General features: G+C 65.5%; 11 protein-coding genes and 1 pseudogene. 5 read left to right on the top strand and 7 right to left on the bottom strand.

Annotation, left to right across the window (positions count from 1 at the left end):
* Positions 1–135: 135 nt before the first annotated feature.
* The 3 genes from ACCQ07_RS04180 to ACCQ07_RS04170 all read left to right on the top strand — a co-directional run bounded on the left by ACCQ07_RS04180 (position 136) and on the right by ACCQ07_RS04170 (position 4,440).
* On the top strand, positions 136–2,478 hold the full coding sequence (locus ACCQ07_RS04180) for a glycoside hydrolase family 98 domain-containing protein (RefSeq protein ID WP_372363820.1): 2,343 nt from the start codon (positions 136–138) through the stop codon (positions 2,476–2,478).
* A gap of 107 nt (positions 2,479–2,585) precedes the next feature.
* On the top strand, positions 2,586–3,584 hold the full coding sequence (gene dusB / locus ACCQ07_RS04175; RefSeq protein ID WP_071117989.1) for a tRNA dihydrouridine synthase DusB: 999 nt from the start codon (positions 2,586–2,588) through the stop codon (positions 3,582–3,584).
* Between the two features lie 28 nt (positions 3,585–3,612).
* Complete coding sequence (locus ACCQ07_RS04170) at positions 3,613–4,440, top strand: class I SAM-dependent methyltransferase (RefSeq protein ID WP_065628434.1); 828 nt, start codon at positions 3,613–3,615, stop codon at positions 4,438–4,440.
* Here the strand turns inward: ACCQ07_RS04170 and ACCQ07_RS04165 are convergent.
* Positions 4,434–5,534 carry a metal-dependent hydrolase gene (locus ACCQ07_RS04165; protein WP_011346451.1) on the bottom strand — a complete coding sequence of 367 codons (1,101 nt, stop codon included), beginning with the start codon at positions 5,532–5,534 and terminating at the stop codon, positions 4,434–4,436. The two genes, ACCQ07_RS04170 and ACCQ07_RS04165, sit on opposite strands and share 7 nt — an antisense overlap.
* 244 nt (positions 5,535–5,778) lie before the next feature.
* On the opposite strand from ACCQ07_RS04165, the gene metK reads away from it, so the two are divergent.
* Positions 5,779–6,990, top strand: coding sequence for a methionine adenosyltransferase (metK, locus tag ACCQ07_RS04160; protein WP_005910819.1), 1,212 nt, complete (start codon positions 5,779–5,781; stop codon positions 6,988–6,990).
* A gap of 571 nt (positions 6,991–7,561) precedes the next feature.
* On the opposite strand, the gene ACCQ07_RS04155 is transcribed toward metK, so the two are convergent.
* Both ACCQ07_RS04155 and ACCQ07_RS04150 read right to left on the bottom strand, forming a co-directional pair.
* Positions 7,562–9,175, bottom strand: a complete 1,614-nt coding sequence (locus ACCQ07_RS04155) for a histidine-type phosphatase (RefSeq protein WP_372363819.1) — start codon at positions 9,173–9,175, stop codon at positions 7,562–7,564.
* The gene (locus tag ACCQ07_RS04150; RefSeq protein ID WP_372363818.1) at positions 9,165–11,936 is read right to left on the bottom strand and encodes a TonB-dependent receptor; all 2,772 of its coding nucleotides are present in this window, start codon (positions 11,934–11,936) and stop codon (positions 9,165–9,167) included. The genes ACCQ07_RS04155 and ACCQ07_RS04150 overlap by 11 nt, the downstream gene beginning before the upstream one ends.
* On the opposite strand from ACCQ07_RS04150, the pseudogene ACCQ07_RS04145 reads away from it, so the two are divergent.
* Positions 11,935–12,267, top strand: a pseudogene (locus tag ACCQ07_RS04145) (hypothetical protein). The gene ACCQ07_RS04150 and the pseudogene ACCQ07_RS04145 sit on opposite strands and share 2 nt — an antisense overlap.
* A 174-nt stretch (positions 12,268–12,441) precedes the next feature.
* Here ACCQ07_RS04145 and ACCQ07_RS04140 read toward each other — a convergent pair.
* The 4 genes from ACCQ07_RS04140 to ACCQ07_RS04125 all read right to left on the bottom strand — a co-directional run bounded on the left by ACCQ07_RS04140 (position 12,442) and on the right by ACCQ07_RS04125 (position 17,383).
* Positions 12,442–13,644 (bottom strand): OmpA family protein, encoded by a 1,203-nt coding sequence (locus ACCQ07_RS04140; protein WP_014089411.1) that lies wholly within the window; start codon positions 13,642–13,644, stop codon positions 12,442–12,444.
* A gap of 141 nt (positions 13,645–13,785) precedes the next feature.
* A complete protein-coding gene (locus ACCQ07_RS04135; protein ID WP_136733603.1) occupies positions 13,786–15,780 on the bottom strand; it encodes an esterase/lipase family protein in 1,995 nt (664 codons plus the stop codon).
* Positions 15,777–16,814 carry a DUF4105 domain-containing protein gene (locus ACCQ07_RS04130; RefSeq protein ID WP_372363817.1) on the bottom strand — a complete coding sequence of 346 codons (1,038 nt, stop codon included), beginning with the start codon at positions 16,812–16,814 and terminating at the stop codon, positions 15,777–15,779. Before ACCQ07_RS04130 ends, ACCQ07_RS04135 begins: the two co-directional genes overlap by 4 nt.
* Positions 16,811–17,383 (bottom strand): TetR/AcrR family transcriptional regulator, encoded by a 573-nt coding sequence (locus ACCQ07_RS04125; protein ID WP_008573539.1) that lies wholly within the window; start codon positions 17,381–17,383, stop codon positions 16,811–16,813. Before ACCQ07_RS04125 ends, ACCQ07_RS04130 begins: the two co-directional genes overlap by 4 nt.
* Positions 17,384–17,455 lie beyond the last annotated feature (72 nt).

Here is a 17,455-nt window from a genome sequence, read left to right as displayed (position 1 = left end):
TTGTCATGCGAGGACGCTCCTGGCGGCGCGGCTTGCCGAGATGCGTCTGCATCGTCGACTGGCGCATTACCGCCTCACGCAATGGCAGTGACGCGGTATGCCTGGCCCTGCCCCCCAAGCTCAACGGAACTACCGATGATCCTGCGTCGATCGCGCACGCCATTCCTGCTGCCCTGCGTCTTACTTCCCTGCCTGCTCAGCTCCTGTGGCGGCGATGCCGCCGATGCCGGCACCGCTGCGACCCCATCGCCGGCGGCGACGGTCACCGTGAGCGCCCCGCGCGCCATGGCGCCAACCGCCACGCAGGCGTCCACGGCAACGGCGAGCGCCAGTATCGACCCGGCATTCCGGCGCAGCCTCGCGCCCGACAAGCCGATGTTCGTGATCCATGCCGACACCTGGAACGCCGCCGATCCGCAGAAGATCATCGACCTGATTCCTGCAGACCTGCGCCCCTACACGGTTCTGCTGATCTCGCTCTCGATCAGTCACAAAGGCGCCACCGACAATCAGTGCAACTGGAACCAGGTGGCGAACGGGATCGAGACGGCACGCTCGTGGATCAAGACAGCTGCGGCCAACGGTGTCTGGGCGATGGTGCAACCGTCCAGCGGCGGCTTCAGCCACTTCCCCGACTATCCCAACGGCACCGATCTGGAATCGACGGTCTACGGTGAGTTCTTCCGCGACTACCCGAACTTCCTCGGTTTCAACTACGCCGAGCAGTTCTGGGGATTCGACGAAGCCTGCTCGGTCTCGGCAGCGCAGCGCTGGGAGCACTGGGCCAACCTGCTCAAGCTGACCAACAAGTACGGCGGCTATCTGGCGGTGAGCTTCACCGGCGGCTTCTGGGGCGCAAACATCAACCCGCTGGCAATGGTCAAGCGCAACGAGGCCTTACGCACCGCCCTGGGCAGCTATGCCAAGAATTTCATCATCCAAGAAAAGTTCACGATGAACTACGGCTACCACGACATCGAAAGCGTCAGCCTGGGCATGTTTCTGTCGGGATTTGCGGGCCATTACGGCATCCGTCCTGACAGCAGCGGCTGGTACGCCGCCGATGGCAGCGCCTATCCTCTGGCCGCGGGCGCCCCGCATCTGATCGAGCACCTGACGCTGACCGGCGAAACCTATTTCGATGGCCCGGAACTGATCTGGACCGATACCGTTCAAAGCCTGCCAAACGGGACCACCGCCGACGGCTACAACACGCGGCGCTGGCAGTTCTTCCCGCAGTTCAAGAACATCCATATGGATGTCTACCGCAAGATTCTCGACGGCACCTTGCACATCCTCGATCGCCAGCAGGTGATCGACCGCACCAAGCTGGCAGTGGTCGACGACACCACCAGCGGCAACGATCAGAGTCTGTATGCATCGCCGGAAACGCTGTTCTCCGGCCTGTATCTGATGGACGACGACGGCACCTATCTCAACCAGCACAGCTGGTACAAGAAGACCGGGCGCTACCCCGCCATCCCGACCATGTGGCAGTTGAGCGATGACCTTGCAAAATCCTTCCCCGTACAGGTCAAGCGCAGCGCGTACGCCACCCGCTGGCCCTCCATCGCCGCCAAGACCCAGGAACTGAATGCCTTGTTCCCGCAGGAATCCACCGGCGATCTCTATGTGGCACGTCAAGACAACACCTGGGTCACCTACAACCCCTACAAGACCAACAAGACTGCCAGCGGCGCGTTCAACCTGAAGTACAACAGTTGCGCCGCGCTCAACATGACCTACGGCCCCTACACGACGGGCGTGGTCAAGGAGTTCGCCGACGCGGTGTCGGTCTACCTGACCAATTTCGATTCGGAAACCGGCCCGCTCAAGACCGACACCATCACCATCAGCGGCGCCAGCGCCACGCCGACCTATACCTTTGCCGATCGCGGCGAGCACCAGGCCAGTACCATCACCGCCACGCCCAGCGGCGATGGTCTGACCTTGAACGTCGCCCACAACGGGCCGCTGGACATCACCATCCAGTGCTCCGGCTCGGCCACCGGACGCGCTAGCGCCGCGGCGGTCACACCACTGCAGGCACCGGCTGCGCCACCCGCCTATACCGGCGTGCGGCAATACGAAGCGGAGAACTTCGACTTCCTGCGCATCGGCAGCCTTGTCGCCAATGGCGTCTCCGGCGCAGTGCACAACTACCAGGGGTTGGGCTATGTCGACTTCGGCGGCAACCCCGGCGCGCGTTTGCGGACCACCATCAACGTGCCGCAGGCGGGAAGCTATACGCTGGCCACGCGCTATTCCGCACCGGGCACAAGCGTCGGTAGCGTAGACCTGTACGTCAATGGCGTGCGTGTCGGCACCCCGGCCTTCGCCCAGACCAGTTCGGCCAGCGACTGGGCCAGCAGTCCGCTGACGGCAACCTTGCGTGCCGGCAACAACATCGTCGAATACCGCGCCAGTGTAGGCACCCAGGCCAAGCTGTACCTGGATAATCTGGCCGTCTGGCAGTAGGCGATACCACAGCGGCGGTGCCGGCCATGCGGCCCGCCTGCTGCCGGCCCGGCCGCCGCAGGGTTGGCAGCGCGAAGGGCCGTCACCGCTGAAGTTACACTAGCGCCATGCAGATCGGCTCCTACTCCATCGCTCCCAAGGTGATCCTCGCCCCCATGGCGGGCGTTACCGACAAACCGTTCCGGCTGCTGTGCAAGCGGCTGGGCGCGGGCCTGGCGGTGTCGGAAATGACCATTTCCGACCCGCGCTTCTGGGGCACGCGCAAATCGCTGCACCGCATGGACCATGCCGGCGAGCCGGACCCGATCAGCGTGCAGATCGCCGGCACCGAGCCGCAGCAACTGGCCGAGGCGGCGCGCTACAACGTCGACCACGGTGCGCAGTTGATCGACATCAACATGGGCTGCCCGGCCAAGAAGGTCTGCAACGCGTGGGCCGGCTCGGCGCTGATGCGCGACGAAGACCTGGTGGCACGCATCCTGACCGCGGTGGTACAGGCAGTGAACGTGCCGGTGACGTTGAAGATCCGCACCGGTTGGGATTGCGACCACCGCAACGGCCCGACGATCGCGCGGATCGCGCAGGACTGCGGCATCGCCGCGCTCGCCGTACACGGACGCACCCGCGACCAGCATTACACCGGCAGCGCCGAGTACGCGACGATTGCGCAGATCAAGGCCGCGCTGCAGATCCCGGTGGTTGCCAATGGCGATATCGACTCGCCGCAGAAAGCCGCTCAGGTGCTGCGCGAGACCGGCGCCGATGCCGTGATGATCGGCCGCGCCGCACAAGGCCGCCCGTGGATCTTCGGCGAAGTGGCACATTTTTTGGCCACCGGCGAGGTATTGCCGCCGCCGTCGCTGGCGTTCGTGCGCGATACCTTGCTCGGCCACCTGGAAGCGCTGCACGCGTTTTATGGCCAACCGCAGGGCGTGCGCATCGCACGCAAGCATCTGGGTTGGTATGCCAAGGACCACCCGCAAAGCGCCGACTTCCGGGCGGTGGTCAATCGCGCCGAAACGCCCGAAGCCCAGTTGGCCCTGACGCGTGATTACTTCGATGCCTTGATCGCCGGCGTGCCGCCCGCACTATCGGACGCTGCCTGAGTTTTCCTGCCTTGCTGGAGCCGCACGCATGAGCGCACCGAGCGACACCCCCACCTATCTGCACGGCTTTTCCGCCACCGAACAGGCGCGTCTGCTCAAACAGGCGCGCTTGCTGGAAACCACGCTGTTCAATCAGATCGACTACAGCGGCGCGCGGCGCCTGCTGGAAGTGGGCAGCGGCGTCGGCGCGCAGACTGAAATCCTGTTGCGCCGTTTTCCCGAACTGCATGTCACCGGCGTGGATCTGAGCGAGGCGCAGCTGGGCGCGGCGCGGGCAAATCTCGAACGGCTGGCGTGGTGCCGCGCACGCTACACACTGCAGCAGGCCGATGCGAGCGATTTACCGTTCGAGGCGCGTCAGTTCGATGCGGCGTTTCTGTGCTGGGTGCTCGAACACGTGCCCTCGCCTGCGCGCGTGCTCAACGAAGTGCGGCGCGTGCTGCTGCCCGGCTCGCCGGTGTACGTGACCGAGGTGATGAATGCTTCGTTCCTGCTGCATCCGTATTCGCCCAACCTGTGGCGCTACTGGATGGCATTCAACGATTTCCAGCACGACCAGGGCGGCGACCCGTTCGTCGGTGCCAAGCTGGGCAACCTGCTGCTGGCCGGGGGCTTTCGCGACGTGCACACGCAGATCAAGACGCTGCATCTGGACAACCGCGAACCGGGCCGGCGCAAGACCATGATCGGGTTCTGGGAAGAAGTGCTGCTCTCGGCGGCCGATCAATTGCTGCAGGCCGGCGCGGTCGAGGCCGCCACCGTGGATGGCATGCACCGTGAGCTGGCGCAGGTGCACAGCGACCCGGACGCCGTGTTCTTCTATTCGTTCGTGCAGGCGCGCGCCACGGTTTATTGAGTTGCCGATGCGGGCGCGACGACCGGAGCGCCGACAGCTTCCAGGTCGCCGGTCAGCACGGTGCTGCGGGGCTCGTGCCAGATGCGGTGCCACATCTGCCCCAGCACTGCACCGATCTGGTCGCGTGCCACCGGCGCACGATATGCCGCCTGCACCTGCCGCGGCACGATCGGCTGCCACGTCCCGTTGTCGCGATGGGCCACCACGAAGTTGAAGTTGTAGTCCGGCTCCAGGCCCATGCGCAGGTCGCTGAGCATCAGGTCATCGTCGACCAGGCGCGCGCGCATGAAGCCGCGATTGAACCAGGTCAGCCGACGCACCGAATCGAACCTGGCCACTTCGCCCAACGCCTGGGTGTTGCTGGAAAACCCACGGAAGTGCATCGGGCCGGTGTCGGCCACGAGAGAGCGCTCGCCGATGACATAGCCGTTGGGCGTCATCGCCACCACGCGCCACAGCAAGGTGTTGAGCGGCATCGGCACCGAGAACCGCGGCGCATCGGCCAGGCCCATCGCTGCCAGCGCACGATCGGCCTGGCGGTCGACCAGTTGCTTGGCAATCAACGACCAGCCCAGATACGCGGTGCTGGCCACCAACCCGATCACCAGCACGTGTTGCGCAAACGGGCGCGCGCGCGCAAACCAGGCCACCACGCAGGCGAGCAACAGCCACACCGTGTATGCCGGGTCGATGATGAACACGCTCGACCACATCGTCGGATGCGGCTGCAACGGCCACCACAGCTGGGTGCCGTAGACGGTGAACGCATCCAGCAGCGGATGCGTGATCAAGGCCAGCTGGATCGCCCAGAACCAGCGCGTGGGTGCGCTGGCCACGCGTCCATTGCCATAGCGGCGGAACAGCCACCAGATCAACCAACCCACCAGCGGCAGCACGAACAACGAATGGCTGACGCTGCGGTGCACGGTCATCAGGGTGACCGGGTCGTCGGTGAGCGGCAGCAATGCCAGCGAGTCGAGGTCGGGCAAGGTGCCCAGTGCCGCGCCTGCCAACAAGGCGGCACGCCGCTGTCCGGGCGGCGCGATGGCGGCAGCGATGGCGCCGCCGAGAACGATCTGGGTCAATGAATCCATCGGCCGATGCTAGCAGGCCGGACCTGCACGGATCGGGATGTTTGAGGCGGGGTGCGGCCGGCCGGCACCGCTGCGTCACCGGGCAGTTAATCGTCACGGGCAACGCACAGGCCCGCGCCCCCGGGCGGCGGACCGACGTCGGCTTAACCCCAAACCGATCCATTCAGGCGCACAATGCAACCGACACACGGGGCGTGTATCATCCGCACCCATCTTTTCATCCGAATCAAGGGATATAAGCCTGATGTCCAGCTACCTGTTCACCTCCGAATCGGTCTCCGAAGGCCATCCGGACAAGATCGCCGACCAGATCTCCGACGCAGTGCTGGACGCCATCCTGGCCCAGGACAAGCGCGCCCGCGTGGCTTGCGAGACGATGGTCAAGACCGGCGTTGCGATCGTGGCCGGCGAAGTGACCACCAGTGCCTGGATCGATCTGGAAGCGCTGACCCGCAAGGTCATCCTGGACATCGGCTACAACAGCTCCGACGTCGGCTTCGACGGCGAGACCTGTGGCGTGCTCAACCTGATCGGCAAGCAGTCGCCGGACATCAACCAGGGCGTGGATCGCAAGAATCCCGAGCAGCAGGGTGCGGGCGACCAGGGCCTGATGTTCGGCTATGCCACCAACGAAACCGACAGCTTCATGCCGGCGGCGATCCACCTCTCGCACCGCCTGGTCGAGCAGCAGGCCAAGATCCGCAAGAAGAAGAACTCGGCGCTGTCGTGGCTGCGTCCAGACGCCAAGTCGCAGGTCACCCTGCGCTATGAAGATGGCGTGGCGACGGCGATCGATGCGGTGGTGCTGTCGACCCAGCACGACCCGGGCGTGAAGCAGAAGGACCTGATCGAAGCGGTGCGCGAGGAAATCCTCAAGCCGGTGCTGCCGGCCAAGTGGCTGCACAAAGGCACCAAGTTCCACATCAACCCGACCGGCAAGTTCGTGATCGGCGGCCCGGTGGGCGATTGCGGCCTGACCGGCCGCAAGATCATCGTCGACACCTACGGCGGCTGGGCGCGTCACGGTGGCGGTGCGTTCTCCGGCAAGGATCCGTCCAAGGTGGACCGTTCGGCTGCCTATGCCGCGCGTTATGTCGCCAAGAACGTGGTGGCCGCCGGTCTGGCCGACCGTTGCGAAGTGCAGGTCTCCTACGCCATCGGCGTGGCCGAGCCGACCTCGATTTCGGTCACCACCTTCGGCACCGGCAAGATTGCCGACGAGCAGATCGAAAAGCTGATCCGCAAGCATTTCGACCTGCGTCCGTTCGGCATCATCCAGATGCTCGACCTGATCCACCCGATGTATCAGCAGACCGCGTCTTACGGCCACTTCGGCCGCAAGCCGAAGGACTTCACCTACACCGACGGCACCGGCGCGCAGCACAGCGCGACCTCGTTCTCGTGGGAAAAGACCGACCGCGCCGACGCACTGCGTGCCGCCGCCAAGCTGAAATAATCGTCCCGCTCCTGCGAAAGCTAGGTAGACGCATAACGACTGGGCCGCTGATGCGGCCCAGTTGCGGTTTTGGGGTCGTCGGTGGGTTGCCCACGCCAGGAAGTGGCAGGTTGCGAAGGCTTCGGCTAACGACGGTCCCGCACGCGTACGGGCGTGACGAAATAGAGTCTCTTTCCCCGCGTGAGAGAGATTGGGGTGAGGGTAAGGGGGCGAAGCCACTCACCTGCCGGATAGCACGTGGCTGCGTACGCGCCCTCATCCGCCCCTACGGGGCACCTTCTCCCGCCTTGCGGGAGAAGGGACAACGACGCCAACCGCCGCTCAAGCCCCTCTCCCCGCGGGAGGGGGGTTGAGGGTACGGGGCAAAGCCACTCACCTGCCAGATAGCACGTGGCTGCGCACGCACCCTCATCCGCCCCTACGGGGCACCTTCTCCCGCCTTGCGGGAGAAGGGACAACGACACCACGCCGCTCAAGCCCCTCTCCCCGCGGGAGAGGGGTTGGGGTGAGGGTACGGGGCGAAGCCACATGCCATGTGGACCACCGCAGAACAGCGGTCGCGAACCTGTTGCTACCGATCGAGCTGTAACTGCTGTTCGAGCGCCATCGCAAAATCCGCCAATGGGCAGGCCATGCGTTGCTCCGGAGCGCACAAGCCCAGCGACAGTTCCTGCTGCAGCGGCGGATGGGCCAGATCCAGCGGTACCAGCGTGCGCAGTTGATCCAGCGATTGCGCCAGGTAACGGGCGCGCACGAGCTGGCGGCCGTCGCTCTCGCGCCAAAGGCCGAGCACCAACGCGCCGCCCGGTGGCGGGTCGTCGGCGCCGTAACCGGGCAGAAGGAAATGCACATGCAGCAGGCCGCTCAACGCGGCGATATGCGTGTCACTGCCGACGAACACCGAGACCTTCGGCGCCTGCGCGTCACCGAAGCGTTGCAAGACCTCGCGCGCCAGCGGTGCGCCCGAACGCGAGGCCATGTAGTGCGGCCGTGCGTAAATATCGAACAGCAATGCGTGCAAGCGTGAGACCTGGGCCAGGCGCTCGGGCGTCGCACGGCCCCAACCGACCTGCGACAGCGGCAGGCCTTCTGCGTATTGCAGCAGCAACACCTCGCCGGTGCCGGAGGTCAGGTCAATTGGCCCACCTAACTTGAGCCCGCGCCCGTTGGCCGACGGCGCCAGCGTCGAAGGCATCTGCGCGAACTCGCACGGCGTCCGCGTGCAGCCCAGAATCTGCTGCAATGCCTGCAGCTCGGCAGCATGGCCTTGCAGCAAGGCGGCAGGGCCTCCGGTCTGTTGCTGGATCGATGCGACCGCTGCCGCCGCATCGAACGGCACCGTGCCGGCCTCGATCGGTCGAAACAGCGGATCGTTGCTGCCAGCCTCCCGATGCCCGGCAAGAATGCCGCAGCCGGGTGCAAGCGCGTCGGCCAGCAGTGCGCCGCTATCGATGGTGCGTTGATCGGTATTGGCCCACACCGACACACTGCCGGTTACCGGGCAACCGTTGCTCGGCAACAACGCCTGCTGCACCAGCCACTGACGCAGGTACTCGCCACTCAAGCGCACGCCTTGGCGACCATGCGGAGTGAGCAGGCTGGCGGGCGTGGACCATTGCGGCCAGGGTTGGTCGGCATAGTGCGCGGCGGCGGCCTCGCCTTGCAGCGGTGCGCGCACGCCATGCCGGAACACCACCACCACGCGCTCCAGTTGCGCGGCCTGCGTCGATGCCGGCGCTCCGGTGCCCACCTGTTTGCCGGCGATACCTGTCGCTCGATCGCCACCGTGCGCTGTGGAGGCGCGCGCGGTGGCCACGCTCGGGATCGACGTGGTGCAGCCGCCCAACGCCAACGCAGCCGCCAGTACCAGGCACAGCACGCTGCCGGTTGCCGCTGGCGCGCCACGGGGCGTATCAGGCCTCGGTGCAATACCGACGCACTGCCTGCGCCTGGCCTGCCGCGCAGGTGCCGCGATCCCCATCGCGGCACCTGCGCTCGCGACAACGCGGGCGGCCCATCGCGGCTCCCCACCGCTGGCCGACGACGCGCGTTGCAATGCCCACTGCTCCGTTCCACCGCAGGCGCGTGCACGGCCTGCGCTAGGCCGCGCGTCCGTCATGACATCTGCATCCTGCTGCGCACCTGGAAGGTCGTCGGATGCGAATCGTGCGCGATCAGAACACATACTTGGCGGTCAACAGGCTGGTCATACCGGAATCGACGATGTCGGAAATCGCATCGGTGTCATGGCCAACGTGCGCCCAGTAACTGTGCTGTTTGGTGAGGTTGGCCACCGACAGATCCACGCGCAGGTGATCGTTCGGTGCATAGCCCAGATGCAGGTCCACGCGGGTGATCGGCTTGATCCACAGGTTGTCCCAATTTGCGCCCTGGTTGAGATAGTCGTACACCGACACGTATTCGCCGGAGTAGTGATAGCTCAGGTTGACCGACCACGGCCCCTTTTCGTAGAACAGCTCCGCATTGGCGAGCAGGTTCGGCGCGTTCTGGATACGTTCGTGTGCGAAGCCTTCTTCTCCCAGGTCCACGCGCGTGCTCTGGCGGGTGATGTTGGCACCGATGCCGAAGCCGTCCAGCGGTGCGGGCAGGCCCTGGAAGGTTTGCCGCACGGCCGCTTCCATGCCCAGCACGCGACCGTCGCCACCGTTTTGAGGACGCACGAAGCGGATATTGCCGCTTTCGCTTTCGCCGGCATTGGCGGCATTCGAACCGCTTTCATAGATGTAATCGGTGAGGCGCTTGTAATAGCCGGCCAGCATGGCGTGGCCGCCGCTGTCGTTCTGCCATTCGCCCGACAGGTCTACGTTGAGCGACTTGATCGGTTTCAGATCCGGGTTGCCTTCGGTGATGGTGGTCTGGCCATCGCTGGAGATGTCGGTGGAGCGGCCGCCGCCCAGCTGCACGAAGGCCGGGCGCGTGTAGCTGGTCCACACCGAGCCGCGATACACCGCGCCATCGCCATCGGGCCGGTAATTGACGAACACGCTGGGCAAGGCGACGTTGTAGCGCGTTTGGTTGTTGGCGAATGCGCCGACCTGCTCGGCACCGTTGATGGCGGCCGGCTGCGCCCAGAACGTGTTGGTGATGGCGGTATGTTCGAAGCGCACGCCCGGCAGGATTTCCCAGTTGCCGGTGCGCAAGGTGGCCATTGCATAGGCAGCGCTCACCGCTTCGGTTGCGCGCATGGTGTTGCAGTTGAGATTGTTGATGGCCAACTGGCCGCAACTGTCGAAACTGGCAGGGGTGAGCGTGCGTGCGATCAGGTCGTTGAGCGCTGCATTGCTCAGGCGCACGGTGGGAAACGCGTATTGGCCTGGATAGACCGCATCATAGCGCTGCGCGATCAGGCCGGTATCGCGCAACAAGGTGCCGTCGGTGTACTTGGCATTGGTCCAATCGCGATCGGTGAAGCTGCGCGAGCTGTCGACATACTTCACGCCAAAGGCAATGCGGCTGAGCAGCCCCGCATCGAAGTCATAGGCCACGTCGAACTTGCCGCCGCCCTTGTCCTGGCCGCTGTATTGCTTGGAAATCTGCCCGGTGCGCCGTGCATACAGGCTACCCACGTCCGAGGCCTGCGCCTGCATGGCCGGGGTGAGCAAGGGAATCGGGAAACCGTCGCCGTCGTAGCTGATGAAACGGTTGGCGCCATAGGCAAAGTTGGTCGAACTGTACTGGTCGTTGCGCGCGGAGATTTCCACGTGATCCGGCCGGTCGTTATTGCCGGTGCCGTAGAAGATGTTGGGCGCGAACGTCCAATGGCCGAGCTGCTTTTCTGCGCCGAACTGCACGGTGGCAAGGTCGGCCTCTTCCGGGTTGGTTTCGTACCAGTAACGCACTGCAACGCGGTTGATCTGCGGCTGATACACGCCGCTGCTGCCGATTTGCGTGAAGCTGACATTGGCCGGCACGAACTGCGTGTAGCCGGTGTTCTGCTCGGTCTTGGCAAAGGCGTAGGTCATGCGTGCATACAGATGCAAACTGGGATCCACACGCCAGTCGAAGGCCGCGTTGCCGCCGTAGCGTCGGGTCTGCCCCTGCGAGTAGCCGATATTGATGCCGGTGCTCTGCAGGACCTCTTGCGGGTCGGCGCCTGCGGCCAGATTGCCGCTGGCGTCGGCACGTGCGAATTTCCATGCGCCATCGTTGCGTGCAGCCGAGGCAGAGGCCACTTCGCTGTTCACGAAATGGCGCTCGTCGTAATACGCACTGACCGACACACCGAACTGCCCGGCACCGCCGAAACGCGCATGCCAGTCGCCGGCTGCGCCGCTGCCCAGCCCGGAATCGCCGTAGTCGCGTGCACGGCTTTCCAGGCGTCCACTCAAGGTCACGCTGCCGCCCTGGCGATCGGGCGAATCGAATGCGCTGGGCGTGCGGTAATCAATGGTGCCGCCGATCGCATCACCGTCCATGTCGGCGGTGGAGGTCTTGTTCAACACGATGGTCTGCAGGCCCGACGGCGGCAGCAGGCTCAATTGCACGCCGCGGCTGTACGGCATGCCTTGCGCGACGTTGATGCCGTTGATCAGGTTGACGTTGTATTCGGCATTGAGGCCGCGCACCGATGAAAACATGCCTTCGCCGCGCGCGGCGCCGTCGATGCCGCCGAAATACGATTGCCCGGTATTGATCACGTTGACGCCCGGCATCAGGCCCAGCGCTTCGGCGACGTTGTGCACGGCAGTGGTCTTGAGATCGTCGGCCGACAACACGTTGACGGTATTGGTGGCGGCCATCTGCATGTCGGTCGCGTTATAGCGCGTGGCAGCGACAGTGACCTTGTCCAGCGTGGCCATGTCGCCCTGTGCGGGCGTGGTGGCCTGCGTCTCCTGGGCCGCGGCATGGCCGCACAGGGCGCACAACGACAAACACAGCGCCTGCGACAACCGCGAAGGACGCAACAGCGAGCAACGAACGATCATGATCCAATCCGATGAATGCAGCAGCGCGCCATGGACACGCGCCAAGGCTGCGCCGCCGCGAATGTGGGGAAGCGAGGCAGCCCGCGCAGGCGGAACTGCATCACACCTGCAGGCAGGCGCCGCGCATGGTGGTGATGCGGTATGTCAGTTTGGTGACCGTGGTTGCGAACATGACAAATGCGCGCAACGCATGCGCAAGTCGGCACAGTCATTGCCGTATGGAGGCAAACATTGTCGACGCTGTGCGCTGCCTGCCTGGCGCATGCATCCACCGACAGCAGGGCATGCGCGCCGGCGAGGCGATGCCTGGACCCTGGATGCACGGGTCTAGGTGGTGGCGCAGACACACACCTCAATCATCTGACGGTTGCGCACGCGCCAACGGCAGGTGTTGCCGACTGCCTTCGGCCGCCCGCCAGCCTGCGATCGACGCGCATTGCGGTGGCATGCAAGGCAGTCCGCACCAGCGCGCGGTCAAGCGCTCTCCCCTACCGTCACGCCTGCGTCAGGTACGCAGGAAGATCTCCACCCGTCGATTGAGCTGCCGCCCGCCCGGATTGTCCTGGCCGTTGAGAGTATTGGGCGCCACCGGCTGCGATTCGCCATAGCCCTTTGCATTGGCCGACTGCGCGGCACCACGGGCGCGCAACGCTGCCAGCACGGCATTGGCGCGTCGCTCGGACAGCGCCTGGTTGTAATCGTCGCTGCCCTTGGCATCGGTGTGCCCGCGCACCTGCATGTCTTTTGCCGTGACCTTGGTCAGTGCGGCGCCCAGGGTGTCGAGCACGCGCGCCGCGTCGGGGCGGATGTCGGACTTATCGAAGTCGAACAGGATGCGGTCGTTCAAGGTGATCAGGTAACCGCAGGGTGCGCCGGGCGGTGCGAACTTTTGCAGCGGCGGGAAGCGGCCTGCTGGCGGCACTTTCGGTAGTGGCGGCATGCGCACTTCGCGCGGCGGCGTACCGACCGTGCCGGTGCCGTCGCCGTGGTTCTGCACCAGGCCATCGGGACCGTTCCAGGTGCCCGAGCCATCGGCGTTGATGGTGACCAGCCCGCGTGGCCCGTTCCAGGTGCCGCTGCCATCGCCGCGATTGTCGACAAGCCCGCTTTTTTCGCTGTTCCAGGTTCCGGCGCCCTTGCCGTCCAGACTGATCAAGCCGGCCGGGCCGTTGTAGGTGCCGCCACCATCGGACTGCACATCGATGAGCGCCCCACCGGACCCGCCTTCGCCGATCGCATTGATGGTACCGCTGCCGTCGGCATTGACGTTGACCAGCCCGCCCTCGAAGTTGGCGGTGCCACTGCCGTCGGCCTTGAGATCGAACAGACCGCCCTCGCCATTGCGCAACAGGTTGCCGTTGGCGTCGACGCTGGTGATGCCGGCATCGGTGATCAGGGCACCGCCATCGCCGCAGCGTGCCGGGGCGACGCTGACGCCTTGGATCGGGTCGAGAATGTCCTGCAGCGATGCTTCCAGTGCACGTTGCGCGGGAGTGACGCCGACGATCTCCGGCACCACGATGGTGGGGATGGCCGGAAATTCCGGTGCGGCCTGGTCGACGGCCGCTGCAGCGTTGGAGGTGCCTGCAGGCTGCATCGGCGCAGCACCCGTGGCACCGGCAGCAGTGGTTGCATCCTTTGGAGCTTCGCCACGCCCGCATCCGACCAACAACACCGGTACCCACAACATCGCCGACACCTTGCGCATCGCCTCTTCCCTGTTCGAGCCTGTACGAGACCCGCCTGATAGCACGGTCGCGGTCAACATGGCGCTAAGACCGGCAGCTTTCACGCTGCATGCCGGTGCCGCCAGTGGAGCACGCGAAACGGCAGCCGCCCCACCGGCAGGCTAGCGATCCGGCGCGTGCGAGGCCTGCTGCTCTGCCTGCAACTGCACATGCAGGATGCGACGAATTTCCAGAATGGCCTGCGGCGTTTCCTGCACGCTGTGCCAGGAGGTCACCACCAGCTCCGAGGCCGCGCCGTCCAGATGCGCGCTGCGATACGGCACCAGGCCGTCGTCGGAATCGGCCAGCGGCACCTGCGGTTTCTCGCGCCCGATGATGGTGTGGTACTGCACGTTTGGAGAGATCGGCAGATCCATCGTGGCACGCACGAACGGATCGGTGTCGCGCAGGTTGTCGATGCTGGTGGGCACCAACGCGCGGCCCTTGCGGCGGGGAGCGCCGCCCGGATCGTCGCGTTCGCTGTTGGCCAGGTCCTGCATCACATCGCCGAAGCGATCCAGCAACGCGCCCGGCAAACGGACCAGCTTGCTCACAAACCGCCCCAGCCCGCCCTCGGCCAACGGCGTACCGCGATGCGGCGCGGCGATGAAGATGGCGCGGTCCACTTGCGGCATCGGCGAAAAGTGCAGCAACGGCCACAATTTGGCGCGGATGCGCGCGCCGCGTTCGCCGTCCAGCCGGTAGTTCTGCAGCAGGGAATCCCACAATTGCTCGCCAGAGGACGACACCAGCAGCCGCCCGATCACCCCGCCCATGCTGTGCCCGACCAACACCATGTCGTGCGACGCGATCGCACTGCCGGACGGATCGAAGTGCTGCAGGCTGCGTTCCACCAGCGACTGGATTTCCGCACGGTTGATCGCCATCGGCGCGTTGGTCGGGTAATACACCTGCCAGATCTGGTAGCGCTGGCGCAGCGTTTCATCGCCCATCACTTCATTGGCCACGTTGACCCAGGCCTCCGGGCTGCTGGCCAGACCGTGCAGCATCAGCAGCACGCGTCGGTTGGGATCATAGGGCTGCATCAGATACAGGTGCGGACGATCGATACCGCGTGCGCTGCCCAGCATCGACCGCAGCGACTGCTCCGCAAATCCGGATTTGGCCAGCCACAATCCATACGCGGCAGTGAAGTTGCCTGCCAGCGGCACGCGTTGGCCATGCAGCACCACTTCGCTCTGGCGATACGGGTCGTACGGCACCAAGGTGACCAGGTGGCTGCGCAACACCTCAGCAAGCGTCTCGCCCTCGAAACGCAGCAAGATCGTTGCCGGCGCGTACGGCATTTCGCTGAACGTCGGCAACGGGCGATCGGGCGCCGCACCCGCCGCGACGGCCTGCTGCAATGCTAGCCCGGCGGGGTCGCCAACCACTTGCGGGTCCACTTCCGCGACCAGCTCGGCGCCGAATCCATCGCGCCGGTAGGTGCTGCGCAGGCCATTGAAGCGCAGCGCCGAGGCGGCGAAGATCGCACGTGGCGTATTGCCGTCGCCCGGCAGCCGGTAGGCGGACAGATCGACGTCGAGCTGCCAGCGCCCGACCGTGGTGGATGCCGGAGTGGTTTCGCCGGCTTGCTGCGATCGTGCGAACAGGCGCTCCACCACCTGCTGCACGGCGTAATTGTAGTAATCGCGCACCTGCGACTGGCGATTCTCGAACGCCCGCGCACTGGGCGCACGCGCGGTGAAGAACAGGTACGCATACGCATGCCGCGCGGCCTCCAACCAGGCCTCCACCGCGGCATCGCTCATCGTGGTGGGGTTGCGCCCGCTCAGCGCGATGGCGCGCGCGGTCCACAGTTCTGCCTGCGTGGCCAAGCGCCGCTCATCGCCGATACCGGCCTCGCTGGTGAGCTGCTGCAGGCACGGCAGCGGCGCAGCGCGGCAGGCCTTGGGTTGCAGGCCGGCAACCTGCAAGGTTTCGCTGCCGGACTGACTCAATTCACCGGTGCTCAGCACATCGCCACGCGTTTGCGCGATGTAGTCGCCGCTGTTGCGCGACTGCACCGTCACCATGGCGCAGCCGCTCAACCACATAGTTGCCAGCACTCCCGCCAGGAATGCAGCGGCACGCGCTCGGTGCATGCGCGGCCTCATCGCGGCGTGGTCGCGGTTGCGCCTGGCGCCGGCGCCAGCGGCATGCCGGCACGGATGCGCGCAGAAAAATCCGCGGCCTTGTCGGCGGAGATCGCACGCGCGGTGAAATGCCCGCGCTGCTTCAAGGTGGCGAAGGGATAACCGGGCATCAGGCCGTGATGGTCGTAGGCGTATTGGTCGACATAGCCGGACAGCAGCAGGCGATGATCCAGCGGCAGTGTGGGCTGCAGTTGCCGCACCAGCGCGAACACAATGGTGGTGCAGTTGCTGGTAAGCGTGTTGTAGAACGCCGGCTTGCGATCGAGTTCGTTGGCCAGTTCCACATATCCCATGAACATGCGGCGCAGCCCGGCCTTGGGAATCGCCAGGCGATACAGGTACATGTCTTCGCCACGCACGTTGGTGCGCACGCGCAGGATGTCGCGTTCGTCGGCGGCGACCAGGGTTTCTTCGAAACTGCGAAAGAATCCGCCCAACGCGGAAAACGCTTCGCCACGTTCCTTGCGGATTTCCAGCGAGAACACCACGTGCGAACCATCGTCGAAGCCGAACGACACCAGCGTGTGCGCGATCGCCGGGCCCATCCAGTACGAGAGCGCAAGATCTGCGCTGACCAGGCGGTTCAGATCGTATTGGCGCGTCTCCCAACGCGGCACATAGTCGGTCTCGCTGCGCCAATCGAAGTTGCGCACGTTGTGCAGGGTGACGATGTCGCCGTGCACCTGCGGCTGCAGACGCTGGGCGACATCGTCGGCCCAGTCGCGGTCCTGGCTGGGCTGCATCAGCCACCACGACACCGCCAGCACCACGAACGCGGCGCTGAAGATGCCCACCAGGGCCCAGTTCTCGCGGCCACGACGTACCCCCCACAACGCTGCCACCGCCATCGCACACCACGAGGCCACCCACCCGGCGCGTACGAGGGCGTTGCCGGTCAGTGCGTAGTAGATCGCCAGGGCGCCCCATCCGGCGGCCAGCACCAGCGCAGTGCGCAGGGCCCAGCGACCGATGCGGGCGCGTGTGGCCGGTGTCATCGCGTGCCGCCTTCGGGTACCCGCATGCCCAGCGCATGCATCAACAGATCGGCCGAGCGATGCGCAAGCCGTTTGCGTTCGGCCTCATCGTTGCCGCGCAGACAGCTGCCCAGCATGTCGATCACCAACAGCACCTGTTCCTCGTCGACATCGGCGCGGCACAGCCCGGCGTCGCGGGCGCGATGGACGAACGGCAGGAAGATGCCGACCGCCCGCCGATCTGCCGCCTCCACCGCCGGATGCGCGCGTTCGATCGAGCGCCAGAAATCCACCAGCGGCGAAGACTGGGCGATGTGCTCGGCGACATCGTGCAGCAGCACCGCCAGGCCATCCGGACGGTCGGCGAGGTCGGCGGCAAGGCGCTCCAGCCCATCCAGGCCACGCGCCATCAATGCAGTCATCAGTGCCAGCCGGTCGGGGAAATTGCGATACAGCGTGGCGCGCCCCAGACCGGCGCGCTCCACCACCAGCTCCAGCGGGGCATTGACGCCGTGTTCGCTGAACACCTCGTCGGCGGCATCGAGAATCTGCCGGCGGCGCAGCGCGGCATCGGGGCGGGACGTCATCATGCCGACATTATCGGACAGATTTGTCCGGTTACGCCAGAGTCCGCTTGCCGTTCGTGCGCGCTCTCCGACCAA

The organism is Xanthomonas sp. NCPPB 3583 (assembly GCF_041475715.2).
GTDB lineage: Bacteria > Pseudomonadota > Gammaproteobacteria > Xanthomonadales > Xanthomonadaceae > Xanthomonas > Xanthomonas euvesicatoria.
The sequence above is the reverse complement of the archived record's forward strand: the minus strand, read 5'-3'. Positions and strand labels throughout refer to the sequence as shown.

Excerpts from the sequence above, each read along its gene's own strand:
- ACCQ07_RS04180 (WP_372363820.1), top strand. The coding sequence starts at position 136 with ATGATCCTGCGTCGATCGCGCACGCCATTCCTGCTGCCCTGCGTCTTA.
- dusB (WP_071117989.1), top strand. The coding sequence starts at position 2,586 with ATGCAGATCGGCTCCTACTCCATCGCTCCCAAGGTGATCCTCGCCCCC.
- ACCQ07_RS04170 (WP_065628434.1), top strand. The coding sequence starts at position 3,613 with ATGAGCGCACCGAGCGACACCCCCACCTATCTGCACGGCTTTTCCGCC.
- ACCQ07_RS04165 (WP_011346451.1), bottom strand. The coding sequence starts at position 5,534 with ATGGATTCATTGACCCAGATCGTTCTCGGCGGCGCCATCGCTGCCGCC.
- metK (WP_005910819.1), top strand. The coding sequence starts at position 5,779 with ATGTCCAGCTACCTGTTCACCTCCGAATCGGTCTCCGAAGGCCATCCG.
- ACCQ07_RS04155 (WP_372363819.1), bottom strand. The coding sequence starts at position 9,175 with ATGTGTTCTGATCGCGCACGATTCGCATCCGACGACCTTCCAGGTGCG.
- ACCQ07_RS04150 (WP_372363818.1), bottom strand. The coding sequence starts at position 11,936 with ATGATCGTTCGTTGCTCGCTGTTGCGTCCTTCGCGGTTGTCGCAGGCG.
- ACCQ07_RS04140 (WP_014089411.1), bottom strand. The coding sequence starts at position 13,644 with ATGCGCAAGGTGTCGGCGATGTTGTGGGTACCGGTGTTGTTGGTCGGA.
- ACCQ07_RS04135 (WP_136733603.1), bottom strand. The coding sequence starts at position 15,780 with ATGAGGCCGCGCATGCACCGAGCGCGTGCCGCTGCATTCCTGGCGGGA.
- ACCQ07_RS04130 (WP_372363817.1), bottom strand. The coding sequence starts at position 16,814 with ATGACACCGGCCACACGCGCCCGCATCGGTCGCTGGGCCCTGCGCACT.
- ACCQ07_RS04125 (WP_008573539.1), bottom strand. The coding sequence starts at position 17,383 with ATGATGACGTCCCGCCCCGATGCCGCGCTGCGCCGCCGGCAGATTCTC.